At 67.3% G+C, this 25352-nt stretch carries 19 protein-coding genes; 6 read left to right on the top strand and 13 right to left on the bottom strand.

Annotated features, from left to right (window positions below):
- Positions 1–41: 41 nt before the first annotated feature.
- The 7 genes from BM172_RS21935 to BM172_RS00065 all read right to left on the bottom strand — a co-directional run bounded on the left by BM172_RS21935 (position 42) and on the right by BM172_RS00065 (position 10226).
- Positions 42–341 carry a hypothetical protein gene (locus BM172_RS21935; protein ID WP_143096400.1) on the bottom strand — a complete coding sequence of 100 codons (300 nt, stop codon included), beginning with the start codon at positions 339–341 and terminating at the stop codon, positions 42–44.
- Positions 342–403: 62 nt separating this feature from the next.
- Positions 404–1774, bottom strand: coding sequence for a sensor histidine kinase (locus BM172_RS00090; protein WP_231504141.1), 1371 nt, complete (start codon positions 1772–1774; stop codon positions 404–406).
- Positions 1764–3155 carry a sigma-54-dependent transcriptional regulator gene (locus tag BM172_RS00085; protein WP_051548407.1) on the bottom strand — a complete coding sequence of 464 codons (1392 nt, stop codon included), beginning with the start codon at positions 3153–3155 and terminating at the stop codon, positions 1764–1766. Before BM172_RS00085 ends, BM172_RS00090 begins: the two co-directional genes overlap by 11 nt.
- A gap of 71 nt (positions 3156–3226) precedes the next feature.
- Positions 3227–5683 carry an ABC transporter permease gene (locus BM172_RS00080; RefSeq protein WP_026634091.1) on the bottom strand — a complete coding sequence of 819 codons (2457 nt, stop codon included), beginning with the start codon at positions 5681–5683 and terminating at the stop codon, positions 3227–3229.
- Positions 5684–8122 carry an ABC transporter permease gene (locus tag BM172_RS00075; protein ID WP_026634090.1) on the bottom strand — a complete coding sequence of 813 codons (2439 nt, stop codon included), beginning with the start codon at positions 8120–8122 and terminating at the stop codon, positions 5684–5686.
- Complete coding sequence (locus tag BM172_RS00070; RefSeq protein ID WP_035322754.1) at positions 8119–8883, bottom strand: ABC transporter ATP-binding protein; 765 nt, start codon at positions 8881–8883, stop codon at positions 8119–8121. The genes BM172_RS00075 and BM172_RS00070 overlap by 4 nt, the downstream gene beginning before the upstream one ends.
- An 89-nt stretch (positions 8884–8972) precedes the next feature.
- Entirely contained in the window at positions 8973–10226 is a 1254-nt protein-coding gene (locus BM172_RS00065; protein ID WP_026634088.1) for an efflux RND transporter periplasmic adaptor subunit, read from the bottom strand.
- A 368-nt stretch (positions 10227–10594) separates the two neighbouring features.
- Between BM172_RS00065 and BM172_RS00060 the strand changes: the two genes are divergently transcribed.
- Together BM172_RS00060 and BM172_RS00055 are read left to right on the top strand one after the other, a co-directional pair.
- Complete coding sequence (locus BM172_RS00060; RefSeq protein ID WP_051548406.1) at positions 10595–11923, top strand: alginate lyase family protein; 1329 nt, start codon at positions 10595–10597, stop codon at positions 11921–11923.
- Positions 11924–12130: 207 nt separating this feature from the next.
- The gene (locus tag BM172_RS00055; protein WP_197022836.1) at positions 12131–13066 is read left to right on the top strand and encodes a DoxX family membrane protein; all 936 of its coding nucleotides are present in this window, start codon (positions 12131–12133) and stop codon (positions 13064–13066) included.
- Here the strand turns inward: BM172_RS00055 and BM172_RS00050 are convergent.
- From BM172_RS00050 to BM172_RS00030, 5 genes are all read right to left on the bottom strand, one after another.
- Positions 13044–13808: a class I SAM-dependent methyltransferase gene (locus BM172_RS00050; RefSeq protein WP_026634087.1), complete on the bottom strand. Its 765-nt coding sequence runs from the start codon at positions 13806–13808 to the stop codon at positions 13044–13046. The two genes, BM172_RS00055 and BM172_RS00050, sit on opposite strands and share 23 nt — an antisense overlap.
- A gap of 103 nt (positions 13809–13911) precedes the next feature.
- The gene (locus BM172_RS00045) at positions 13912–15780 is read right to left on the bottom strand and encodes a glycoside hydrolase family 2 protein (RefSeq protein ID WP_197022835.1); all 1869 of its coding nucleotides are present in this window, start codon (positions 15778–15780) and stop codon (positions 13912–13914) included.
- Positions 15781–15839: 59 nt separating this feature from the next.
- On the bottom strand, positions 15840–16856 hold the full coding sequence (locus BM172_RS00040) for a sterol desaturase family protein (RefSeq protein ID WP_026634085.1): 1017 nt from the start codon (positions 16854–16856) through the stop codon (positions 15840–15842).
- A 185-nt stretch (positions 16857–17041) separates the two neighbouring features.
- A complete protein-coding gene (locus BM172_RS00035) occupies positions 17042–17866 on the bottom strand; it encodes a ribonuclease H-like domain-containing protein (RefSeq protein ID WP_026634084.1) in 825 nt (274 codons plus the stop codon).
- The gene (locus BM172_RS00030) at positions 17863–20271 is read right to left on the bottom strand and encodes a DEAD/DEAH box helicase (RefSeq protein WP_090423512.1); all 2409 of its coding nucleotides are present in this window, start codon (positions 20269–20271) and stop codon (positions 17863–17865) included. Before BM172_RS00030 ends, BM172_RS00035 begins: the two co-directional genes overlap by 4 nt.
- Before the next feature lie 202 nt (positions 20272–20473).
- Here BM172_RS00030 and BM172_RS00025 point away from each other — a divergent pair, with 202 nt between their 5' ends.
- The 3 genes from BM172_RS00025 (at position 20474) to BM172_RS00015 (ending at position 23080) form a co-directional block, all read left to right on the top strand.
- Positions 20474–20935 carry a RidA family protein gene (locus tag BM172_RS00025; protein WP_197022834.1) on the top strand — a complete coding sequence of 154 codons (462 nt, stop codon included), beginning with the start codon at positions 20474–20476 and terminating at the stop codon, positions 20933–20935.
- An 89-nt stretch (positions 20936–21024) separates the two neighbouring features.
- The gene (locus BM172_RS00020; RefSeq protein WP_026634082.1) at positions 21025–21960 is read left to right on the top strand and encodes a GlxA family transcriptional regulator; all 936 of its coding nucleotides are present in this window, start codon (positions 21025–21027) and stop codon (positions 21958–21960) included.
- Positions 21961–22093: 133 nt separating this feature from the next.
- Positions 22094–23080, top strand: a complete 987-nt coding sequence (locus BM172_RS00015; protein ID WP_026634081.1) for a VOC family protein — start codon at positions 22094–22096, stop codon at positions 23078–23080.
- A 51-nt stretch (positions 23081–23131) separates the two neighbouring features.
- Here BM172_RS00015 and BM172_RS00010 read toward each other — a convergent pair whose 3' ends face one another.
- Entirely contained in the window at positions 23132–24415 is a 1284-nt protein-coding gene (locus tag BM172_RS00010; RefSeq protein ID WP_177218757.1) for a DUF4034 domain-containing protein, read from the bottom strand.
- A gap of 304 nt (positions 24416–24719) precedes the next feature.
- Here BM172_RS00010 and BM172_RS00005 point away from each other — a divergent pair, with 304 nt between their 5' ends.
- A complete protein-coding gene (locus BM172_RS00005) occupies positions 24720–25217 on the top strand; it encodes a lipocalin-like domain-containing protein (RefSeq protein ID WP_051548405.1) in 498 nt (165 codons plus the stop codon).
- The last annotated feature ends 135 nt before the right edge of the window (positions 25218–25352 follow it).

Genomic DNA, 25352 nt, shown 5'->3' with positions numbered 1-25352 from the left:
GCTGAGATTCGATTATTAAAAAGCACGGCGTACCGACCGCCTCATTCGTCCATCTGAAAATGGACGCACAAGACCCGCCGCCAATCGAACCGCCGCCCGATTGCTGGGAAAAAGGCACGTGGAAACACGCCGGCACGAAGCCAGAGAGTCAAGCCAGCCAATAAAAATGCCAATGAAGCGCCGGAAAATCCGGCGCCATGACGCAACGCAGCTGAGGCCGATCCTGGCCGACTGAAATGAATTCCTGGATTCCCCGATAGCTTTTCGAAGCTATCACGCAACTGTGTGGAAATGGCGTGAATAATCCGCATATCGAGACGCCAGGAATAGTCCGCCGCCATGCGCGCACCCTGCTCTCGATAATCAGCGGCGAAATACCCGCCCATCCGCCGTCGATAAATGCTTACTCGACGCTGTCGCCAGGGTCTGCAGTGCCCGCCGGCGACCTCACCGGCAACCACAGCCGTGCGACCGCGCCACGCGCATCCTCGCGCGCAAGCAGCGCCACCCCGCCCTCGTGCGCCTCGGCGATCTGCCGCGCCAGTGCCAGGCCGATTCCGGAGCCGCCGGGCTTGGTGGTGAAGAACGGAACGAACAGATTGTCGCTGGGCGGCGGACCGGGACCGTCGTCCTCTACCTCGATGCAGGCGCGCTCGCCATCCTGCTTCCAGCGCAGCCGTACGCCGCCATGCGGCAGCGTCGCCTCCACGGCATTGCGCAGCAGATTGATCAGCGCCTGCTCGAGCTGATCGGGATCGGCCTGCAGACTCAAGGGCTCGCCGGCTTCGACGCTGACCGCCAGCCGCTGCTCCAGCTTCGCCACCTTGGCCACCAGCGTGGAGAGCTCCACGGCACGCGGCTGCGGCGGTGGCAGGCGCGCCAGCTTGCTGTAGCTGGAGAGGAAGCGCCCGAGCGCCTCGGCGCGGTGGCCGATCAGTTCCAGCCCGCCGCGGAAATCCTCGCGCCAGTCTTCGGGCAGCGGCTCGCGCGCAGCCAGGGTGGCCAGCGTGCCTGCCATCGACTGGATCGGCGCGAGCGAGTTGTTCACCTCGTGGCCCAGCACCCTGAGCAGGCGCTGCCACGCGGCGCGCTCCTCTTCGCGCAGCACGCGGCTGACGTCGTTGACCACCAGCAGCTGGCCGCCGCGGCCGCCGCTGCGCAGCGGCGCATGGCGGATCTCGAAACGCCCGTTGCGGCCCGGAAAGACATGCGTGAGCACCCGCGCAGCCGGTCCTTCCAGCAGCGAGGCCAGGCCGAGCTCTGCGGCGCTCAGGCCGAACAGCTGGTGACGCTCGGCATCCAGCAGGCGCTGCGCGGCCGGATTGAGCAGGCGCAATCGATGGCCGTCGTCGAACACGAAGACCGCACTGTCCAGCGCCGCCAGCGTCTTGCCGAGCAGGTATGAGGATTCCTCGAATTCCAGCCGCTCGCGTTGCAGCCGCTCGGCCAAGGCATTGATGTCGTAGATTGCGTCGCCCAGCACGCCGCCCTGCACGCCGCGCAGGCTGTAGTCGCCCTGGCGCAGCGCTTCCAGCAGCCCCGACAGCGTGTACAGCGGAAACACCACGCGCCGGTACTGCCAGCGCGCCAGCCATGCGGTGGCGACGATGGCGATGGCGATGCAGGCCCAGCGCCGCGGTTCCTCCCAGCGCACCAGGACCAGCGTCAGCGCTGCCAGCAGTGCAGGCAGCGCCACCAGCACGCTGCCGAGCAGCACGCGCTGCTCGAAGCGCGGCATGCGGCTGGCGCGCTGCGCGGCGTGTTCACTCGGCATCGATGGCCGCGTCGCGCAGGTCGTGCTTGTCCAGCCGCCGGTAGAGCGACTGGCGGGTGATGCCCAGCGCATCGGCGGCGCGCTGCAGATTGCCGTCGTAGCGCTCCAGCGCGCGCTGCACCAGATGCGCCTCGGCCTGCTCCAGCGTCATGCCGTCCAGGTCCGCCGGCGGCTGTGCCGCGGCCTCGCCGAAGGCCAGCGCGGATGCACCCACTTCGTCATGCTCGGCCAGCAGCGCGGCGCGCTCCATCAGGTGCTGCAGCTCACGCACGTTGCCGGGCCAGCGCCAGCCGGCCAGGGCGCGCTCGGCCGAAGACGCCAGTCGCAAACCCTGGCGCCCATAGCGTTGCGCGCTGCGGGCGAGAAAGGCGCGTGCGAGCGGCAGGATGTCTTCCGCACGATCGCGCAGCGGCGGCAGGCGCACTTCCAGCGTATTGAGGCGATACAGCAGATCCTTGCGGAAACGGCCCGCTGCCACGTCGGCGGCAAGGTCAGCATTGGTGGCCGACACCAGCCGCACGTCCACCTTCTGCGTCCGCGAGGAACCCAGCCGCTCGAACTCGCCGTCCTCCAGTACGCGCAGCAGCTTCGGCTGCTGTGCCGCCGGCACGTTGCCGACCTCGTCGAGGAACAGCGTGCCGCCGTCGGCCAGTTCGAAGCGGCCGATGCGCTCGCTCTTGGCGTCGGTATAGGCGCCGCGCACATGGCCGAACATCTCCGACTCGAACACGCTTTCGGCGATGCCGCCCATGTTCACCTTGACCAGCGAGCGTTCCGCGCGCGCCGAGCGCTGGTGCAGCAGCTGGGCGACCACGCCCTTGCCGGTGCCGTTCTCGCCCAGCACCAGCACATTGGCGTCGCTGGGCGCGATGCGTTCGATCAGGGCGAGCACGCGGCGCATCGCCGGCGATTCGGCCATGAAGGTCTCGCCCGCATCCCCCCGCAGCAGGCTGTTTTCCGCTTCCAGCCGGCGCTGCCGGCGCATCCCCTCGGCCAGCGCGATCTGCGTGCGCAGCACACTGAGCAGCCGCGCGTTGTCCCACGGCTTCTCGATGAAATCGGCAGCGCCCTGGCGCATGGCGGCCACCGTCAGCGGCACGTTGCCCCACGCCGTCATCGCCACCACCGGCAGCTCCGGCGCGAGCTGGCGCAGGCGCTCGAGCAGATCCAGCCCCTCCTCGCCCGACGTGGTGTCGCGCGAGTAATTGCAGTCGATCAGGGCGCAGGCGAACTCGCGCTTGCGCACCGCTTCCAGCGCGGCGGCCGGATCGGCCACGCCCACGCTGGCGATGCCCTCGGCTTTCAGCAACAGGCGCAAGGCTTCGCGCACATCGGCCTGATCGTCGGCCAGCAGGATGGTGGGTGTCGATTCGCGCGACATGTCTTTGCTCATTCCTTCAGTGTAGCGATCCATCGTCGTCGAAGGCGAAGGCCTGTGGCCCGCCGCCGAAGTCACTCGCCCTTCAAGGCGCGCACTGGCGCCACCCTGGCCGCGCGCCACGCCGGCGACAGGCAGGCCAGTACGCCGGCAGTCACCAGTACGGTGCAGGCGGCAAGCATCGCCCACGGATCGAGCACGCTGCGCCCCAATTGCTCCAGCACCGCACGCAGCAGGCCCGAGCCGGCCGCGCCCAATACGATGCCCGCCGACAGGCCAAGCACGATCTGCAGCATGCCGCCGCGCAGCACCAGCCACAGCAGGCGCCGCGGCGATGCGCCCAGCGCCGCGCGCACGCCGAATTCGTGTTCGCGCGCGACGACCGCCACCGTCATCACCGCATACATGCCCACGCCCGCCAGCAGCAGCGCCAGGGTGCCGAGCAGGCCGATCAGCATGAGGTTGAACTCGGCGCCGACGGTGGTGTTGCGCACGATCGACGCCATGCTGCTTATGTGATCGATCGGCTGGCGCGGCGCCACTTCGGCCACGGCCCGCTGCACCGCCGCGCGATAATTTTCGGGCGCCCCTTCTACCTTGACGGCGAAGCGCAACGGTTCGTAGATGCGGAACGAGCGCAGCACGTCCTCGGGGATCTGCGCCATCGGCAGGTACAGGACCGGCGTCGCTCCACGCGGGTCTTCCGGGCCCATCTGATAAGTGCTGGCGACCACGCCCACAATGCGTGCCGAGACCATGTCCGGGCCCGACAGGCGCTGGATGGTCTGGCCCAAGGCGTGGCCGTGATAATGCAGCTCGGCAAACTTCTGGTTGACGATGGCGACGGTTTCGCTGCCGCGCCGGTCGCCGTCGGTGAACACGCGGCCTTGCAGCAGGCGTATGCCGAACACGCCGAAGAAGTCCGGATCGGCGGCGTGCAGCTGTGCGGCGAACTCCTCGCCGCCCGGCAGATGCAGCGCGCCCATGTTCCATTGCTGGGTGAAATCGCCGGTCGGCGGATTGGTGCCAGCGGCGGCCTGGCGCACGCCTGGGATCAGGCGCAGCCGATCGACGACCTGCTGCGACAAGGCCTGCACCGAGGCCGCGTCCGGATAGGTCGCCTTGACCGGCGCCAGATCGAAGATGAGCACGCCGCGCGCATCGAAACCCAGGTCCACCCTGGCGTTGTCGAGCAAGCTGCGCAGAAAGATGCCCGTCGCGCACAACAGCAGGGAAGCCAGCGCCACCTGCGCGATCACCAGCGCGCGCCCCAGCCGGCCGCTGCGTCGGCCGAAGCCGCCACGGCCGCCGTCGCGCAGGTTTTCCATGGACCGCGTCGCTCGCCCATGCCGCCAGCTCAGCAAGGTCGCGGCGAGCGCACCGAACAGTCCGACCGCCACCGCCAATGCCCACGAAGTTCCGTCGAGATTCGTGCCGCCGGTGCGCGCCAGTGCTGCCATCAAGTCGCCGGCCGGCGCCCAGGTGCGCAAGGCCAGCAGGCCCAGGGCAGCCAGCGCCTGGCCGAGCAGGATGCCGACCAGGCCGATCAGCACGCCCTCGGCCGCCGCAGGCAGCGCCACCCGCCACGGCGACGCGCCAAGGGCCCCGCGCACGGAGGCGTCGTGGTGGCGTCCTATGGAACGCAGCATCATCAGGTTAGTGAGGTTGACCAGTGCGATCAGCAACAGCAGCGTGGCGCAGGCCAGCCACATCAGTGCCATGTCCCGCTGGTCTTGATACTCCGCCATGCCGAAGTCCTGCGCACCGAATTGTGTGCGCAGCCAGAGGTCGCTGCTGTACACGGCATCGCCCTGGGCCACATAGAACGCATGCAGCCGGGTATTCACCTGCGCGGCCAATGCCTCCGTGGTGGCGCCCGGCGCCAGCCTCGCTACCGCGGTGTAGTTGCCGCCGTCGGACTTCGTGTTCGGCCGGATGGCCATGGGCAAGGCAATCGCGGCCGGCCTCAGGTTGAAGTCCGCCGGCAGGACGCCGACGATGGTGCGCGCCACGCCCTCCACTTCCATGGTCTGGCCGATCACTGCCGGATTGCCGCCGAAGCGGCTCAGCCAGAAGCCGTGATAGAGCAGCACGGCCCGCGGACCGTTCGGCTGGTCTTCCTGCGCGACGAAGTTGCGTCCCAGCAACGGCTTCACGCGCAGCGTGGGCAGCAGGCTGCGATCGAACTCCATGGCCGTTACCTGCACCGGCCCGCCGAAGCCGGCGATATTGGTGGCGGCGGGCGTGTTGGTGAAGATGCCCATCGAGCCGATGCCCGGCAGGCCGGCCAGCTGCTGGTATTGCTGCGGCGAGATGTTCCATACGTAACCCTGCGCCATCGGCCCCAACGCCACCAGCCGATGCGGCTCGGCATACGGCACGGAGCGCAGCAACACCGTGTCGATCAGGGTGAAGACGGCGCTGGTCGCGCCCACGCCCAGCGCCAGCACGCCGGCCGCCAGCAACAGGAAGCCGGGACGGCGCAGGCTGGAGCGCCATGCGCGCCAAATTTCGATGAGCAAGATATTCATTCAGTCCCCCTGCAATACGCGCATCGGTTGGACCCGGCCAGCGCGAACGGCTGGCATCAAGCAGGCAAGCAGTCCGAAAGTCAGCAGTACCGCGCAGACGCCGCCCGCCACCCATGGGCCGATCGATACGTCCGTACCGAGCTGTGCGAACGAGGCCGCGAACAGGCGCGGAAAGGCCGCCGCCAGCAGCAGCCCCGAAGCCAGGCCGGCCGCCACCTGGACCATGCCGCCGCGCAGCACCGCGGCCGCCAGGCGCACCGGCGACGCGCCCAGCGCGGCGCGCACGCCCAGCTCGTGCTCGCGCGCCGTCACCGCGACCGACATCACGGCATACAAGCCTGCGGCAGCGAGCAGCAAGGCCATCGCCGCCAGCACGCCGCAGATCCAGATACCGGTCATCGAGCCGCTCATGTTCTCCTCGACGATCGAGCGCATGCTGCGCACGTCGTCGATCGGCTGCTCCGGCGCCACCGTGGCGACCAGTTCGCGCAAGGCCTTGGCGTAGCCGGAGACATCGCCGCGCACGCGCAGCGCAAATTGCATCGAGCCGTTGACGCGCAGGCTCGCCAGGAGCGCGTCGGGCATTTGCTCCAGCGGCACGTACAGCTCCGTCGGGGGTGGATCGCCGGCCCGGTCCGAGCGGGGGTAGGTGTCGTCCACCACGCCCACGATGCGCGCCGTCCACGGCCTGCCCGGATGAGCCGCGTCGTCCATCTGCACCTGCTGTCCCAGCGCGTTGCCGCCGTACTGCCGTTCGGCCATGGCTCGGCTGATGATCGCCACGGCTTCGCTGCCGCGCCGGTCCTCCGTGCTGAACAGGCGTCCGCGCTGCGCGCGGATGCCGAACAGGCGGAAATAGTCCGTTCCTACGGCGCGATACAGAACGGTTATCACTTCGTTGCCCGGCGCATGGGCCGGCGTGCCGAAGGTTCCGAAGAAATCATTCACCGGCAAACTGGTGCTGGCGGCCGCGCCGAGCACGCCCGGCAGTTGGCGCATGCGCTCGACCAGGCGCTGCGACAACGCACTGACCGACCGCACATCGGGGTAGTCGGCCTGTACGGGCGCCAGCGCCAGCGTCGCCACATTGGCGCCGTCGAAGCCCCATTGAAGATGGGCATTCTTCCAGGCCTGCTGCAGGAAGATCCCGCAGGCGCACAGCAGTACGGCCGTCAGCATCACCTGCGCCGTCACCAGCACGCGATTGAGCCGCCCCTGCTGTTGCGTACCGCCGCTGCGACCGCCCTCGCGCAGGTCGTTGAACGACACCATGGCGCGTGCGCGCCAGATGCCGAGCAGCGCGGAGCCCAGCGTCACCAGCAGCGACACCAGCAGCATCAACAACAGGGTTTGCACGCCCAGGTGCAGCTCGCCGCCGGTGAGCTGGGGCGGAATGATGCTGCGCACGATCGCGATGCCGAGCATGGCCAGCAAGGCGCCCAGCCCGGTGCCGAACAGGCTGACCAGCAGGCCTTCGGCCAGCAAGGGCGAGGCAAGATGCCAATGCCGCGCACCCAGGGCGCTGCGCACGGCGGTATCGCGCTGCAGCGCCAGTGCGCGCAGGAACAGCAGGTTGGCCTCGTTGACGACGGCGATCAGCAGCACCAGCAGCGCACCGGCTTGGAACAGCACCAGCACGAGGGCGCCCCCCACATGCAGCGAAGCCTGATAGCCGAGGACGCCGAAACGCGCACGATGGGCGGGATCCGTACCGGAACTCTCGGCCTCCGCCCGCAGCCGCGCCGCGACCTGCGCGTTCACCGCGGCGGGACTGGCGCCGGCGGCGAGGCGGACGACCGCGATATAGAGATGCTGGTCGCCCGCGGTATCGGGACCCAGGTCGGCCGGCAGCATGATGTCGCCGCCGTAACTGGACAGGGACAACGCTTCGGGCAGCACGCCGACGATCGTGTGCGGCGTGCCTTCGACTTTCAGGATCTGGCCGATGGCGGACGGATCGCCGGCATATTGCCTCTCCCAGAAATCATGGGAGAGCATGACGATCTGCGCCCCGCGCGAATCTTCCTCGCCCGCGATGAAGTTGCGCCCGAGCTGCGGTTGCAAGCCGAGCGTGGGCAGCAGGCCCGGGTCGGCATAGGTCACCGCCGCGCGCTGCGGCATGCCTCGGCTCATGATGTTGACGGTCGGCGTGGCGAACGCCATCAGGCCGATCGACTGCACGCCATCCAGCTTCTGCAGCGCCGCGTACTGCCGCGTGGAGATCCGCGGCGGCCAGCCCTGGCGCAGCTTGCCCGCCGCCATCAACTGCTCCGGCTGCGACAGCGGCAAGGGCTTGAGCAGCACCTGCTCGACCAGCACGAAGGCCACCGCGCAGGCGCCGATGCCCAGGGCCAGCACGCCGGCCGCCAGCAACAGGAACCCGGGCCGGCGCAGGCTGGCGCGCCATGCACGCCACAGCTCGGCCAGCCAGACGTTCATGCGCCGACCTCGATGCGCTGGCCGATCAGCGCCTCCAGCCGCGATTCGTCCTCGCGCCGCAGACGGTCGAACGTTTCCTCGTCGACCACGCGCCCGTCGAACAGGCGCACCTTGCGCTGCGCCAGCTCCGCATAGCGCGCATCGTGGGTGACCATGCAGATGGTGGCGCCGCCCTTGTGCAGTTCGTCCAGCAGCGACATCACCGCCTCGCCGTTGCGCGAATCAAGGTTGCCGGTGGGTTCGTCGGCCAGCAGGATCGCCGGCCGCCCCACCAGCGCGCGCGCCACCGCCACGCGCTGCTGCTGGCCGCCGGAAAGCTGCGCCGGATAATGGCGCATGCGATGGGCCATACCCACGCGCTCCAGCGCCTCCTGCACGCGCGCGCGGCGTTCGGCCGCGCCGATGCTGCTGCGGTAGGTGAGCGGCAGTTCCACGTTCTCCTGCACCGAAAGGTCGCCGATCAGGTTGAAAGCCTGGAAGATGAAGCCGATCTCCGCATTGCGGATGCGCGCGCGCTGCGCGGCGTTGAGCGTGGCGACGTCGTGGCCGTTCAGCACGAAGCTGCCGGAAGTGGCGGTATCGAGCAGTCCCAGGATCGACAGCAAAGTGGTCTTGCCGCAACCAGAAGGGCCGGAGATGGAAACGTACTCGCCGCGCGCGATGCTCAGATGCACATCGCTGAGCGCATGGGTCTCCACTTCATCGGTCTGGAATACCTTGCGCAGGTCGCGCAGGGTGATCACGTTGGCGGTGTCGGTCATGGCTGGATCCACGCTGGGAGTTTCGGTTTCCCTCTCCTTCCAGGAGAAGGTGGCCCGGAGGGCCGGATGATAGAGTCGGATGTCGAGATTCACTTCAGTTTGATGCGGTCGTACTTGTCCCACTGGCTGGTGTCGGAAAGGATCAGCTGGTCGCCGGCCTTCAGGCCGCGCAAAACCTCGACGCGATCCACCGAGGCGACACCGATGCGTACCGGCACGCGCGTGGCGGTGTTGCCGTCGGGATCGAGGCGGAACAGGCTGAGGTCGCCGTCGTCCTTGGCCAGCGCGGGACGGCCTACCGACAGCACGTGATGCAGTTCGGTGATGCGGATACGGCCATCCACGGAGAGATCGGGCCGCGCGCCGGGCGGAAGCCTGCCGGCCAACACCACGTCCACCTGCACGCTGCCGTTGCGCACGGCCGGATCGATGCGCTCGACCTTGCCTTCGACCAGGCCGTTGTGCGTGTCCACGCTGACCGGCATGCCCAGCGCCACGTCTTTGGCCTGCACCTCCGGCACCAGCAATCGGGCGATCAGCACGTCGGGCTTGGCGACGCGCGCGAGGTTGGCGCCGGCGGCCACCTGGGCGCCCTCCTGCACGGCCACCTCTTGCAGGACGCCGGCGATGCCGGCCTTCACCTGCAGCGCATCGGCCTGGCGCTGGCGCAGCTGGAGATTGCTGCGCTGCTGTGCCAGCGCTGCTTCTTTCGCTTCGATCTGGGCCCGCATGCTGGCGACGAAGGCGGCCACGCGCTGCTGCTCGATCCGGGTGCGCTCCTGCAGCTGCTTCAGGGCGATCCTGCCCTGCTCGAACTGCACGCGTGGGATCAGGTGCTGCTCGATCGCGATGGCATCCGTATCGGCCTTGATCTTGGCCGAGGCGTAGTCCGATTGCGCCTGCGCCAGTGCGGATCGCTGGTCGAGCAGTTGCGATTCCAGCTCGGCGCGCCTGGCCGCCACCTCGGCCTGGGCCGCAGCAACTTGCGCCTGCGCATTGCGCAAGGCGTCTTCCACGGTCGGATCGGACAGCTGCATCAGTACCGTATCCGGCTGCACCGGCGTGCCCGGCCAGACCAGGATCTGTTCCACCTGGGCCGGGGTGGCGGCGGCCAGCCAGCGGATCTCGCGCGGCGCCAGGCTGCCGGTGGCGCGCACCTCGCGCAGCATGTCGCCCTGCTGCACGGTATCGATCCACAGGCTGCCGCGCTCGGCCAGCGGCAAGGCCGGGCCCAGTCGCCACACCAGCGCGGCCAACCCGACGGCTGCCATTGCCGCGCCGCTGCCCAGCAGCTTCAGGCGGCGGCGTCTGCGGATGCCATAGATCGGGTTTGCGATATCCATGCAAGGCGTATGGCAAGCGGTGTGCCAATGGGTCATCGCCCCGAAAAACCTTGTGGATCAGGGCCCGGCGCGCACCACCCAAGCCGGACGCGGCGCGGCGCTGTCCGCTGCCGGATCGAGGCGTCCGCGAACGGACGCCGGTATTTCACACGGCCTGTGCCGGCACCCGGCCCCACAAGGTGATGGACGTCTTGTGCTTGCAGGCCCGGCCTCAAATGACACCTCGCCGCCCCGTCATGACCGTGACGGGCGCCGTAACCTGCAGCACATAGGCTCTTCCCCTCACGCGGACAGTCGACATGCTCCCGAAAGCATTCCCTCCCCTTCGAATCCTCGCCTCTCTGGTCATGGCGGCGGCGACTTGTGGCATGGCCCATGCGGCCGAACCCGCGGCCCCGGTGCCGGCCACCACCACGGGCGTGACCGCTGCATTCGCCCATCCGGGCGTCATGCACACCAGCGAAGATCTCGCGCGCATCAAGGCACATCTGCAGCAGGCGCCGTGGTCCGCCGGATACCTGGCGCTGAAGAACGACCACTATTCGTCCCTCACCTATCAGATCCGCGGCGGCCACTGCGCGAAGGTGGTACGCGATACGCCCGCGCAATGCATGGGCGAGTTCAACGACGACGCCAACGCCGCCTACCAGCAGTCGCTGATGTGGGCCTTGAGCGGCGATGCCCGCTATGCCACGAAGGCCATTGGCATCCTCAACGCGTGGTCGGGCACCCTGAAGTCCATCGAGGGGCACGATGCGCCGCTGGCGGCCGGCTTGAACGGTTTCAAGTTCGCGGCGGCGGCGGAACTGATCCGCTATACCAAGGCCGGCTGGTCGGCGCACGACATCGCCGCCGCGGAAGCGATGTTCCGCAATGTGTTCTATCCGGTGATCAAGGATTTCGCGCCTTATGCGAACGGCAATTGGGATTCCAGCTGCATGAAGGCCATGATGGCGATCGGCGTGTTCACCGACGACTGGGGCCTGTTCAACCGTTCGCTCGATTACTACTACAACGGCTCGTCCGACGGCGCCCTGACCAATTATGTGATCAACACCAGCGGCGAGACGCAGGAGAGCGGGCGCGACCAGGCGCATACGCAGCTGGGCATCGGCAATCTCGCCGAGGTGGCCGAAGTGGCATGGGCGCAGGGTTTCGATCTCTATGCCGCGCAGAACAACCGCCTGCTGGCCGGCTTCGAATATGTCGCCTCCTACAACCTGGGCAACACGGTGCCGTTCGTGCCGATGGTCGATACCACCGGCAAGTACCGCCACAACACCATTTCGAGCGATCAGCGCGGGGCATTCCGCCCGATCTACGAAATGGTCTACAACCATTACGCGCGCCGCAAGGATCTGTCCGCGCCCTACACGCGCCAGGTCGCGCTGCATCTGCAGCCGGAGAGACGCACGCCCTATGCCGACAACAATGGATTCGGCACTTTGCTGTTTACCCAGGACGCCATCCGCCTGCTCAATCCCAGGGGTACCGGCGGCGCGCCGAACGGTTTTGCCGTGTGCGCCAAAGAGGGCGCGGCGTGCAAGGTTACGAGCGGCACGGGCCTGGTGGCGTATGGCGCGCGTGGCGTCTGGCATTACCGCGAAGTCGCTGTCGGCCAGTCGATCAGTTGCTCGAATGCCGTGTTCAGCGATCCGCTGGCCGGGGTGGTCAAGACCTGCTCCTTCCAGCAATGAGCGAAGCACCGTAGGGGAGTCGGTTCGAGGCTCCCCTTGTGGATCGAATGCCGGGCTGAAACAGGCCCGGCATTCTTTTTATGGCAGCGTAAATCTTTGATTTGAATATGCTCGCCACCACATTGACGCTGGCGACACCATAAAACCGCGCCAATTGGCTCTATAACGCCAAGCCCTCTGCGCCTATAACCCGGCCAGGGCGGGCCGGTGCAGCCGGGCCTGCCATCTTTCCGCGTCATCGACGCGCACCACGGGGAGACAGGTATGCAGCGATCGATTCACGCCGGCGGCAATGCGTTCTCCGGCAAGGTGACGGCAGCGGCCGACACGAATGCCACGCTCTTGAGCCCGGCCTATGTCACTTTCGCCATCGCCATGGCTGCACTCGGCGTCATCGGGCTGGTCTATGGGGACGTCGCCCTGGTGTGGCAGCGCATTCCCATCGAGCACATGCCGGGCGAACAACTGCTGGCGTATGCGTTTGCCGTGATCGAGCTGGGAACCGGACTCGGCCTGTTGTTTCGTGCATTCGCCCAGCCCGCTGCCGTGATGCTCTTCATCTATATGGCGTTGTGGGCGCTGCTGCTGAAGCTCCCTGCCGTGGTGATGGTGCCGCAGATGGAAGCGACCTGGCTGGGCTTCGGCGAGATCGCGGTGATCCTGGCCGGCGCCTGGGTGCTCCATGCAAGGCTGGCGGGTAACGGGGCTCTCCTCGCGGGCGCCAAGGGCATTCGCAACGCTCGCGTGCTGTTCGCCCTGTCCTTGCCGATGATCGGCCTGTCCCACTTCTTCTACAGCCCGCAGACCGTAGAGCTCGTCCCTGCCTGGCTGCCCTCGCCGCTGAGCTGGGCCTATCTCACCGGCGCCGGCAGCATCGCCGCGTGCCTGGGCTTGCTGTTCGGCGTCTTTCCCCGCCTGGCGGCAAGCCTCGAAGCATGCATGCTGGGCGTGATCACGCTGCTGGTATGGGCGCCCAAATTGTTCGCCATGCCGGTGGACCGTACCGCGCTGACCGCATTTTTGATTTCGGCCGTCATTACGGGCGGTGCCTGGGTCGTGGCGGAGTCCTACAGCGGTGTGCCCTGGCTGGACACCCGTTCGCCGGCATGGAAAACACCGGCTACGCCGCCTTGTGCGCCGTGACGATCCAGGCGCGCGAATCGAACCACACGCCGTCCTGGGCCAGGTGAGCCTCGACCAGGGCATGCAATCGCTGCAGCGTCTTGTCGGTGTCGGCACCGGCGGGCGCATCCTTGCCGACGAACAGCCCGACGACGGCTTCGTACGCCGCATCGACCGTCGGGCCATAGAAGACCGGTTCGTGGACGTCGGTAAAGGTGATCGACGCAAAGCCGGTCGCTTTCAGGAGATCGGTGGCGACCGCCGGATCGGCGAGCGAAAACGCCGCCGCCGCGGCTGGCGCGCTGCCCGGTGCCAGCGCGTCCTGAATGGCGGTGGCCCATTCGTTGCGCTCCCGCGCCTGCCACAGCATCAGCACAAGGCGGGCGCCAGGCCGCAGCGACCGGCCGATGTTGGCGAACGCGGCGACCGGATCGGCGAAAAACATCGTACCGAACCGGCTGATGCACAGGTCGAAATGCGCACCGGGAAAAGCATGGGTCTGTGCGTCGCCCAGTTCGAACGCGATATTGCGCAGGCCATCCTGCGCGGTGCGTTCGCGGGCGACCTGGAGCAGCTCTTCCGACACATCCACGCCGAGCACACTGCCGTCGCTGGCGGCGCGTGCGGCGTCCCGGGTCGACTGGCCTGCGCCGCAGCCGATATCGAGCACGCGATCGCCCGGAGCAATATCGAGCGCGGCCCGGAAATGCCCATGATGGCGCCGCAGCTCGGCGTCGTAGAAGTCAGCGCGATGGAAGGACATGGCGGAGATCCTGTGCGGCCTCACTGCGGCGGTTGAACCTGCGGTGGCGGCACGGCGTGGCGCACAGGATATCGCGCCCTCCGTACCCACCACCGCGCCATCTTCAAGGCTGTGCACCCGCGCGTATCGTCGCCTCGTTGATCGCGCGCACCTTCGCCTCGTCCACCTTCTCGACCTTGCGGTCGTAGGTGTACAGGCCATTGTGCTCGCCCTCGACGTCGGTGATCTGCGTATAGACGCTGCCGGACATGCCCTTCGGCACGCCCTTGTCGCGCAGCACCGCGGTGTTGGCGACGTAGCCGTCATTGAGCGCATCGCGGTCCTTCACCGCGCCGTAGGGATTGATCGCGGTGTTCGGCCAGACGTGGCCGGGAACGCCCAGGGTGAGCCCGCCATGCTCGCCGTCGATGGCGGCGCGCTCCGCATCAGGGCTGGGCAGGCCGGGGCCTTGATAGTCATGCACGTCGTAGACGTCGCCGGCATGCGGATCGCCCTTCATGTCGCAGCAGTTGGCGCCGCTGCGCGCGTCGACCAGGCGCGAGGGATCGAGCTGCTTGATCTGCTTCGCCAGCTCGGCGGCGGCCGGGATGCTCCACTGGCCCCAGCCTTCGTTGAACGGAATCCAGCCGATGATCGAGGTGGTGCCGGCGAGCTGCTCGACGATCGCCGAGACGTCGGCGCGGAAACTGGCCTTGTCGGCGGCACTGAGCTTGTCGTTGCGGTCGGTCGGCAGCGCCGGCATGTCCTGCCACACCATCAGGCCGATGCGGTCGGCCCAGTAGTACCAGCGCGCCGGTTCCACCTTGATGTGCTTGCGGATGGTGTTGAAGCCCAGGTCCCGGGTCTTCTGGATGTCGAACTTGAGCGCCGCGTCGGTGGGCGCGGTATGGATGCCGTCCGGCCAGTAGCCCTGGTCCAGCGTGGCCAGCAGGAAGGTCGGCTTGCCGTTGAGCACGATGCGGTTGCGCCCGCCCACCTTCTCCACGGCGATGCTGCGCAGGCCGGCGTAGCTGGTCGCTTCGTCGCGCTGGTCGCCCTGCGTGAGCGTGGCCTTGAAGGTGTACAGGAAAGGATCCTGCGGGCTCCACAGGTGCGGATGCGCGATGGCCAGGCGCAACGGCTGCCCGGCCGGTCCGCTGGCCTCGCCGGCCGCCTTGCCATCCGCGTAGGCGGTGACATGCAGGATGGCATCGCCGTTGCCCCCATGCAGCTTCGCACTGACGGTGAACGCATCCAGGCTGCGCGCCGAGGTAAAGTTCAGCTGCGCCAGGCTGGTGGCGGGCACCGGCTCCAGCCATACCGACTGCCAGATGCCGGAGGCCGCGGTATAGAAGATGCCGTCAGGCTTCAGCCGCTGCTTGCCGACCATGATGTTGACGGCATCCACCGGCGCATGCACGGCGACGACGATTTCCTGCGGCCCCTTCGGCCGCAGCGCCTTTGTGATATCCGCGCCGAAGGACGTATAGCCGCCGGTGTGCTGCGCCACCTGGGTGCCATTGACGTACACCGTCGCCGCATGGCTCACCGCGCCGAAGTTGAGGCGCACATGCTGGCCGTTTGCGATGAAGGCGGCGGGGATCTCCACCGTCCGGCGATAGAACATGTAGTCCGCATGCTTCTGCACGCCCGAGAGCACCGACTCGATCGGATACGGCACCAGCACCTGCTCCTTCAACGCCTGGCCGAACGGCGGCTTGCCCCGCCCGTCGTCCGCGGCGTACTGCCATAGTCCGTTGAGGCTCATCCATTGCGGATGCTCCAGCGACGGGCGCGCCAGTTGCGGACGCGGGTACTCGGGCAAGGCGTTGCCGGGAGAGACCTCGGCCGTCCATGGCGTGGCCAGCGGCGCCTGCTTGCCGCTCCAGGTTTTTTCCTGGTCCGGCGCCGCCAGCGCCGTCGCGGCCATGCTCATGGCGATGCACATGCTCACCCAGGCGCGCGCGCGCCGTCTTGCGATGCTGCCCGTCATCCGCACTTCCCTCCTCGATGTAATGGCGGCGTCGTGCGCCGCCGTTGCACTGGTCGTGGCTAAGCCTGCTTCTCCACGACCAGCACCGCTGTCCCCTGTTCTGCCTGCAGCGCCGCCTTGGCCGCCTTGGCGGTATGGTGATCGCCGTCGTGACTCCAGCCCGGCGGCATCACCAGGTAGAGCAGCTTGTTGTGCAGTCCGGGCGCGCGCCATACGTCGCGCCCGAGCAGCCAGAACTCGCCCAGATACGCGTCGATCACGCTGAAGCGCTTCACGGGGCGGGTGATGCCGTATTCGATCCGTACCTGTTTCTGCGCCTCCATGTAGGTGCCGAACACGCGATCCCAGATCGGCAGCAGGTTGCAGAAATTGGTGTCCATGTAGAGCACGTTGCGCGCGTGGTGCACGCGATGGTGCGAAGGCGTCAGCAGCACCCGGTGCAGCGCCCCGAGCTTCCCCTCGGGCAGGACGTGCTCGCCCAGGTGGATCAGCTGCCCCCAGAAGCCGTCGATGATCATGATCAGGACCAGCAGCGGCGGACTGACGCCCAGCAGCATGCAGATGCTGGTGCGCACGAAGTCCGCGTAAGGGGCTTCCAGGAAGATGTGCGCATAGTTGACGGAAAGATTCATCGCCACCGGCGCGTGGTGCGTCGAATGCAGGCACCACAGCAGCCGCACCTTGTGCGCCAGGAAGTGGTAGACGAAGTGCGCCAGCTCCCACACCAGGTAGCCGTAAAGCAGTCCGTACCAGGTGAGTCCCGCCTGGAACGGCGCGAACCGGTTGAACAGGCCGATGCAGAAACCGACCATGGCGATGGTAAGAAAGCTGCCGATAAAGCGGTTCAGCACCATCACCAGCAGCGGGACCTGGTAATCCTCGCGCCGCGTGCGACGCAGGAGGACGCCGCGCAGCAACTCGAAGATCAGCAGCAGCGGGATGATCGGGGCGAGCAGTCCGGCGAAACCTTCCACGCTGAGCAAGGCTCGGTAGTCACCGGCGGCGAACAGCTTCAGCAAAGGCTCCAGGCCGAAAAAGTCGGACAACTGGCGGTGCAGCCAAGTGAGGATATCCATTGCTGCCCCTCTTCGGTGACGGCTTCGGGATCGCTATGCGGGGGCCGGGGCCCTCTTGCCCCGCGCAATTTGTCACGATCCAAATCATCACACAAGCACTGCCGTAGGTTGGGGTGAGCCACAGGCGAACCCCAACAAGCCTCACACGTGACCACCACGTTGGGGTTCGCTGCGCTCACCCCAACCTACGGTGGCAGCGCAATGATGTGGTTGAGCACGCCGGCCAGACTGCGCAGATCCTGCGCGTTGTGCTTCAGCACCCGATAGAGATCCACCGGATCGCCCGCGCGAAGGAAGCGCAGCCACGCTGCCGGCGCCTGCGCACCCGGAAGATCGTCCTCGCGCACCACGCCAAGCAGTTGCCGCTCGGCGGTGGCGAGCTTGCAGTTGGGCCACTGCGCACGCCAGCGCCGGCGCACCGGATGCAGCAGGTCGATATGCCTGAGGCCTTGCAGCGGGCTGGCCTGCTGCGCAAGACGGAAGCGCGTGGCCAGCAGCGGCGCGTCATAGCTCTTGCCGTTGTAAGTGCCCAGCACAGTCGCCGGCCCGACCCATGCGCGCAGTTGCTCGAGCATCGCCGCCTCGCCGGCCAGCGTGGTGATGGTCAACTGGCTCAGCACGAACTGCCGCCCCTTCCAGCGCGCCACGCCGATCATGAAAGCGCGCGTGCCGGTACCGCCGGCGAGCCCGGTCGTCTCCGTATCGAGGAACAGCAAATCCTCGGGATCGATCGGCTCGGACAGCTTGGCGAACGATGCGTCGAAACAGGATGGCAGCGGTGGCCAATCCGTCGTTTCCTCCGCAAGCCACAAACCCGGCGCCAGTTCGCGGCCGAGGCCCGTCGGCGCGAGCGTGCCGCTGCGCTGACGCATCGATCCAGGCCGGCGCACCGCGAGCAGGCGCGCGAGATCGACAGGCACGCGCGGCGCGGGTGCCATGGTCGCGGCAGCGCCAACGGCGATACCTGCCTGGCCGCGCAGCCGGCGCAGGCGGGCGGCAAGGTCCGTCATAGATCGGCCAGCAGATCGAGCACCGCGGTGCCGAGCTCCTTCATCGAGCGCGCCGCCGTTTCGTCGGAGGCCAGCACCGGGCCCACGCAGGCAGGACAACCCAGCCGGCAGTCACATTGTCCGATCAGTTGGCGTGCGCGATCGACCAGTTCGGCGCGACGGTCGAACAGCGGCGCGCTCAGGCCGACGCCGCCGGGAAAAGCGTCGTAGAGATAAAGCGTCGGGATGAATGGCGCGTGCGGGTCCACGCCTTCATCGCCCCAACCGGTGCGCACCCGCGCATGCCCCGAACTGTCCGGCGTCGCGAACCAGGCACCGTCGCCGCTGCCCACGGCCTTCTGCAGATCGCGCCCTTCGGCCATCACCGCCACCGTGGCCACGGTATGCAGCGCGGTCGCCGCGGCCAGGAAGCCATCCAGCGCATCCTGGCGTCGTTCGAATGCCTCGTCCAGCGTGCGTTGCGCCAATGCCCACCACACCGCCGTCGTATGCAACTCGCTGTCCGGCAGGTTGACATTGCCGTAGCCGATGTTCTCGTGCGTGTAGTAGCGGATCTTCTTGTAGCCGGCGACGCGGCGCACGACGTGCACTTCGCCGTGATGGCACTCGCCGCGCCCCGACACCGACACGTCGAACCCGTCCAGCACTTTCAGCTTGGTGTAGTCGATCGCATCCGTGTAGTAGTCGGCCTCGGTGCGGGTCACGTAGGCCTTGCGCCCGGTCCAGTCCAGGCGCTCGACCTGGTAAGGCACCGACTGCACCATGTGGATCGCGCCTTCGTAGAGCGTGAGCGGCGCCGCGCTGTAGTCGACCTCGGCGATGATGGCCTGGCGCCCGCCGGTGCGGTCCACCACCACGAAGTTGCCTTCCGCCACCGAGCGCAGCGACACCGCATTGGCCGGGTAGCTGTCGGCGATCCATTCGAAGCGCTCGCCTTCGCGATGCAGCACGCCTTCTTCGGCGAGCACTTCCAGCCAGGGCTCGACCAGCTGCCCGCCGAAGGCGTCGCCGGCACGGAACGGCAGTTCGAACGCCGCGCAGCGGATATGGTCGAGCAGGATCAGCGGCTGGTCCTGCGCGATCCGCGCATGCTCCGGCGAAGCGTCCTGGAAGTATTCCGGATGGCGCACCAGGTACTGGTCCAGCGGCTCGCTGGAGGCGACCAGGATGCCCAGCGACGGCTGCTGGCGGCGGCCGGCGCGGCCGAAGCGCTGCCAGGTGGCCGCCACCGAGCCCGGATAGCCGTTGAGGATGGTCACGTCCAGCGCGCCGATATCGACCCCCAGTTCCAGCGCCGAGGTGCTGACGATGCCGTCGACTTGCCCCGCGCGCATGTCGCGCTCGGCCTGGCGGCGTTCGGTCGGCAGGTAGCCGCCGCGATAGGCGCGGATGCGCGGCCGCTTGCGCGGGTCGTGGTCGAATACGTCCTTGAGGTATTTGGTCAGCACTTCGACCATCAGCCGGCTCTGCGCGAACACCAGGGTCTTCAGGCCGGCGCGGATGGCGGTGCGCGCGATGCGGTTGGTCTGGCTGCGCGCCGAGGCACGCAGGCCGAGATCCGCATTGACCACCGGCGGATTCCACAGCAACACGTGCTTGGGGCCTGTCGGCGCACCGCTTTCCAGGATCGGCGTCACCGGCTGCTCGATCAGCGCGCGGGCATGCTCCGCCGGATTGCCGATCGTCGCCGAGCACAGGATGAATTGCGGCGTCACCCCGTAGAACGCGCAGACCCGGCGCAGGCGCCGCAGCACATTGGCCACGTGGGAGCCGAACACGCCGCGATAGGTATGCACCTCGTCGATCACCACATAGCGCAGGTTCTCGAAGAACTGCGCCCACTTGGTGTGATGCGGCAGGATCGCCTGGTGCAGCATGTCCGGATTGCTGACCACCACGTCGCCGTGCAGGCGGATCGCCTGGCGGGCATCGCCCGGTGTGTCGCCGTCGAAGGTGAAGGCGCGCACGCCGAGCTCGCCGGCGGCGTTGAGCTCGAGCAGCTCGGCCACCTGGTCCTGCGCCAGCGCCTTGGTCGGAAACAGATACAGCGCCTTCTTGCCGGCGGTCATCACCGAGGTCAGCACCGGCAGGGTGAAACACAGCGACTTGCCGGACGCGGTCGGCGTGGCCACCACGATGTGTTCTCCGCGCGCCGTCGCCGCCCAGGCCTGGCCCTGGTGCTCGTAGAGCCGCGCGACGCCACGGGTTCGCAGCGCGGCGGCTACCGGTGCGGGCAGATCGTCCGGCAGCGGTACGTAACGCCCGTCCCTGCCCTCCATGACGAAGTGCCCGGTGACGCGCTCGCCATAGCGCTGGACCAGCCGGCCGGCCAGTTCCGCGCCGCTGAGCTGCAGCAGCCGTCCGTCGTCCTCGTCCGCGATGATGGCCGGCAGTGGGGCGCGCATGGGATGTCCTCCAGGGAAAGCGCTGGCATTCGAATGCCCCGCTGTCTCACGGATTGAGACCCGCCCCGGATTGCCGTAGGTTGGGGTGAGCGCCGCGACCCCCAACAGACCTCGCATCGCGAACGCCACGTTGGGGTTCGCTGCGCTCACCCCAACCTACGCCGGTTTTCCCCTACGCCGGTTTTCCCCGAGGAATGCAGCGATGAAACTCCGTACCCACGTGGTCGCTTCGATCGTCCTGCTGATGGCCGCCCTGCCCGCGTTCGCGCAGGATGGCCGCAAGCACATCGTGCTCGGCCGCACGCCGGCGGACATGACCGGCCTGCCCTTCAGCGATGCCGTGCTGGTCGGCGATACCCTGTATCTGTCCGGGTACATCGGCGTGGATGCGAAGACCGACCAGGTGCCCAAGTCGGCCGAAGCGGAAGTCCGCCTCGCCATGGACGATCTCAAGCGGACTGTCGAAGCCGCCGGCATGACGATGGACGACCTGGTCAAGATCGACGTGCTGTGCACGGACATCACCCTGTTCCCGGCCTTCAACTCGGTCTACCGCACCTATTTCAAGAACGGCTTCCCGGCGCGCACCTTCACGGGCAGCAGCAAGCTGCTGGCCGGGGCGCATTTCGAGATCACCGGCGTCGCGATCAAGCGCGCGAAATGACGGACCGGGGCGGCGGGCCTCCGGCTTGACGCCTGCCGCACCCTTGCGCCACTTTCCCGGCCTTGAAGCCAGCCCAAGCGACTGCCGCCATGCGACGCGAAATCGCCATCGTCGTCTTCCCGGGATTCCAATTGCTCGACGCCGCCGGTCCGGTCGCGGTGTTCGAGATGGCCGAGCGTTTCCGGCCGGACAGCTATGCGCTCAGCGTGCTGGCCCCGGGCGGCGGCGTGGTGCGCAGTTCGTCGGGCGTGTCCCTGGCCGCCGCGCCGATCGGGCCGGGGCGGTTCGATACGGTGATCGTGTCGGGCGGCAATCTGGCGCAGGTCGAGGCCGGTCAGTCCGACATCGCGGCACTGCTCGGCGGCGATGCCTGGCGGCGTGCGGCGGGCGTGTGTTCCGGCGCGTTCTTCCTGGCCCAGGCCGGGCTGCTGGATGGCCGGCGCGCAACCACGCACTGGGCTGCCGCCGAGCGTTTCCGGCGGCTCTATCCGGACGTGCGGCTGGACGCCGACCGGATGTTCGTCAGGGATGGCGATGTGTGGACCTCGGCCGGCATCTCCGCCGGCATCGACCTGGCGCTGGCCCTGGTCGAGGAGGACCTCGGCCCCGGCATCGCGCGCCGCGTCGCGCAGCAGCTGGTGGTGCACCAGCGGCGACACGTGGGGCAGTCGCAGTATTCGGTGCTGGTCGAGCAAGGCGGCAAGACCGGCCGCTTCGGCGAGCTGATCGGCTGGATGCGCACGCGCCTGGCCGAACCGATGACCATCGAGCGCCTGGCCGAGCGTGCCGCGATGAGCCCGCGCAACTTCGCCCGCGCCTTCGTGGCGGAGATCGGCGCGACGCCGGCCAAAGTGGTCGAGGGCCTGCGGCTGGAGGCGGCGCGCGTCGCCGTCGAGACCAGCCATCTCAACCTCGACCATATCGCCGCCTCGACCGGCTTCGGCGATTCCAGCCGCATGCGCCGCGCCTTCGTGCGCAGCTTCGGCATGTCGCCGCAGTCGCTGCGCCGCAGCGCGGGCGCCTGAGCGCGACCGACTGGCCGTTTTTGTCCGGAAATTGTCCTTGCGAGGGAATGACCGGAACGCCCATAAAAGGCCGCACCAAAGTCCCCTGGCCGGCTCGCCGCCTGGTCAATGCACTCTTTCAATGAGGATACGCATGCGCCCGCTTCCATTCGTTTCGGCCTGTCTGCTGGGTCTGGGTCTCGCAGCATCCGCGGCGGCAGCACCCGCGCCGGCCACCGCCACGCGGCTCGACCACATCCTGCTGTGGGGACACGGAATCGACCAGGTCACATCGGTGATGGCGGTCAAACTGGGCTTCCAGGTGCGGCCCGGACGCGATCCCGACGGCGTGGCCAACCGTTACGTGCGCTTGGCGGACAGCAGTTTTATCGAAGTGCTCGGCATCACCCGGCCCGATCCGAAATTCGATCCGGGCATGAAGGAAGACCAGCAGGCCTTGAAGGGCGGCCCTGGTTCGCGCGCGTTCGGCTTCCGCAGCTCCGCGCTCGACGCCATCCGCAGCTCGCTGCAGGCGAAGCACTACGCGGTCACGCCGTTCTTCTCCGGCCCCGACAGCGCCAAGCCCGGCTGGCGCCTGTTCGCCTTCGACAAGGCACCGCTGTCGAGCAATACCTTTTTCATCGACTACAAGGCCGATTACGCGCCCGACCAGTTCGATCCCGGCAACAGCGGCGATCACCGCGTGACGCGCGAGCATCCCAACGGCGCGCGCGAACTCACCTCGATCTGGCTGGTATCAGCCGATGCCGATGCCGATCGCCAGCAACTGGAAAAGATGGGCTTCGGCCACGCAGTGCCGGTGAAACTGCCCGAACTCGGCGCCAAAGGCTTCTGTGTTCCGGTCGGACCGACAGCGCTGCTTGCACTGCAAGCCGATGGCGCTGGCCTGGCCGCACAGGCCATGGCGGCCGGCCCGCGCATCCTGGGCGTGAGCTTCGGCGTGACCGATCTCGGACGCGCGCAGCGCTGGGTCGAGCGTGGTTACGAGCGCAAGCTGGCGACGTATCGCGGGCTGTCCGGCGAATCTGTGCTCGCTCCTACGGTGGACGATCTGGGATTGTCGATCGAATTTCATGCGATGAAGGCAGGCGCTTCGCCCTGTCCTGCCATGGGCTCGTAAGTCCGCGGATCCTGGCGCCCGCATGGGAGCATCCAAGCGGGTGCGGGTCCTTCACTGCTCCTTGGCTCGCAATTCGTCCATTCGCAGGAAGGTTCTCTTCACCGCTGCGAAATCGCCAAGGGTCATGTAGTCGTTATTCAATATCTTGAGGATGTCCCGGCCGGATGAGGGCTGGGTCGACAACTTGTCGGCATCCATCCTGGCCCATGCCCTTTCCCCGAACGCGATGAGGTGGCGGACCCGCTTCGCCTTCTCAAGATCTGCCCAGGGGTAGAAGCGAATGACTTCGGATTGGTACACGACCGCCAAGTCCTTCCTGTCGGCGGCATCGACAGCATAGGCTGCTCCGGAGAGAAGCTCACCGGCGGGCATCTGATCCAGGATCGTGCGGTAGGCGTTCGGATCGGCGCAATTGCAATCGGTGAGTTTAGCCTCGTACGCGGCCCGCAATGGCAGCAGCAACATCAATAACCCGTTATCTTTTGCATGTGTCTGCGCCTCCGCGGTAATGCGGCTCATCTCGTCGAGCGAGCCGCCCCACCTCGGCTGGGCCAGCCCCATGAGCTGGCCGTAGATGGAGTAGTTGGCCGGCTGCAACGCCAGGCCCTTGCGGGCCGCCTGCCCGGCGTACTCGTCATCGCCTTGTGCCATGCCGATATTGATCATCGCCGTATAGGCTGGAAACACCCGAGGATCGATCGCTATGGCTTGTTCCAGGTCCCTGCGGGCGAACATGAGCCATGCATTCATGCGCTCGAAATTCTCGCGCGGCGTCTTGCTGGCGTAATCGGTGCCGCGGGCCTGCCACGCCGCCGCCAGATAAGAGCGGCCGCTGGCGGCCAGGGCGAACGCGCTCTTCGGGCGCTGGCGCATCCACGAGTCGATCATGGCGCGCGTTTCCGGCGAGGCGTCGGAAAAATGTCCAAAGTAGATGTGATCGAGCAAGCCTGCCGATTCTTTTCGGGTCAGTTGCTTCTTCGCGGCGTCGCTCAGATAGGCGTCGAGTTTGGCCGCTTTACCTGATTCGACCCATGCCTTCGCGTCCTCGTAGGACACGAACGTCTGCATGTGATAGACGCAGTAGGCTCGCGTCGCCTCCGCGGACCAGTGGCTCCCCGGCGGATCGGGATAGGCGATGCAGCGCTTCAATGGGTCGCTGATGGTTTCCGCGCGATGCGCCTTTTCGAGAAAGTCATGCACTTCCGCATCGGAGAACGACGGCGAAGCTTGCTTTGCCGTGGCCGATACGGCTGGCGTGACGGGCTTTACATCGAGTCCTTCCGCCAGTGCCGGCTGGATGGCCATTCCGATCGAGGCCATCGCCAGCACGTTCAAGCATAGCAACCGCATATCCCTGCTCCTTTCCATGGATGAAATGCCTGGCGATTCCCTATCGCCCGCCGACTTGTTTACCGCGCAGCAACTCGCGTGCAGCCGTCGGTTTCGTACGGTTCGTCGCCCCTGTCCGTCCTAGGGTAACGCTATTGGCGCCGTCGCGGAGCATTCGATGCGGCAGATTTCCTCTCGGCAAAAACTAATCATGCGCTTTTTCAATCGCTGAAATTGGCGCCGGCGCGTTTCGCGGGCGGCGGCAGCGCCCTACCCTTGGTCGCACGCCCTCCCCAAGGACCATGCCCGCATGAAACCGTCAAAGAACGTGCTCCTCGCCAGCCTGCTCCTCCTGGCCCACGGCGCTATCCACGCCAAGGAATCCATCGCCGCCATCGAAGGCAGCTGGACCCTCGATTTCGCCGACGTGCAACACGCCGATGGCACCCGCGCGCACGACTACGGCGATGCGCCCAAGGGGCTGCTCCAGATCGACCATCAAGGCCACTACTCGCTCTTCATCTTCGACCGCGCCAGGCCGAAGTTCGCCGGCGGCGATAAGGGCACGGCTACGCCGGAGGAAATCCGCGCCGCCCTGATGGGCACGAGCTCGCACTACGGCACCGTGGAGATGGATGCGGCGAAAGGCACGCTGACCTTCCATATCGAAGGCTCGACCTTCCCGAACTGGGAAGGCAGCACCCAGGTGCGCGCGTATGTGCTGAGCGGCGACAAGCTGAGCTACAAGGTGCCGCCGCGCCCGAACGGCGATATCCCGCTGACCGGATGGAAGCGGATGCCGCGCTGACAAAGAAAACCGAGGCAGGCGGTACGCCCGCAAAACCCGCCATTCCGGCGCAGGCCGGAATCCAGTAACGATCAGGTTCGATTTCCGCGAAAGCCCATCCGCGACCATCCAATACCGCGGCCACTGGATTCCGGC

The organism is Dyella marensis (assembly GCF_900112865.1).
Lineage (GTDB): Bacteria > Pseudomonadota > Gammaproteobacteria > Xanthomonadales > Rhodanobacteraceae > Dyella_D > Dyella_D marensis_A.
Note: the sequence above shows the minus strand (reverse complement) of the source record. Positions and strands in the feature narration are given on the sequence as shown.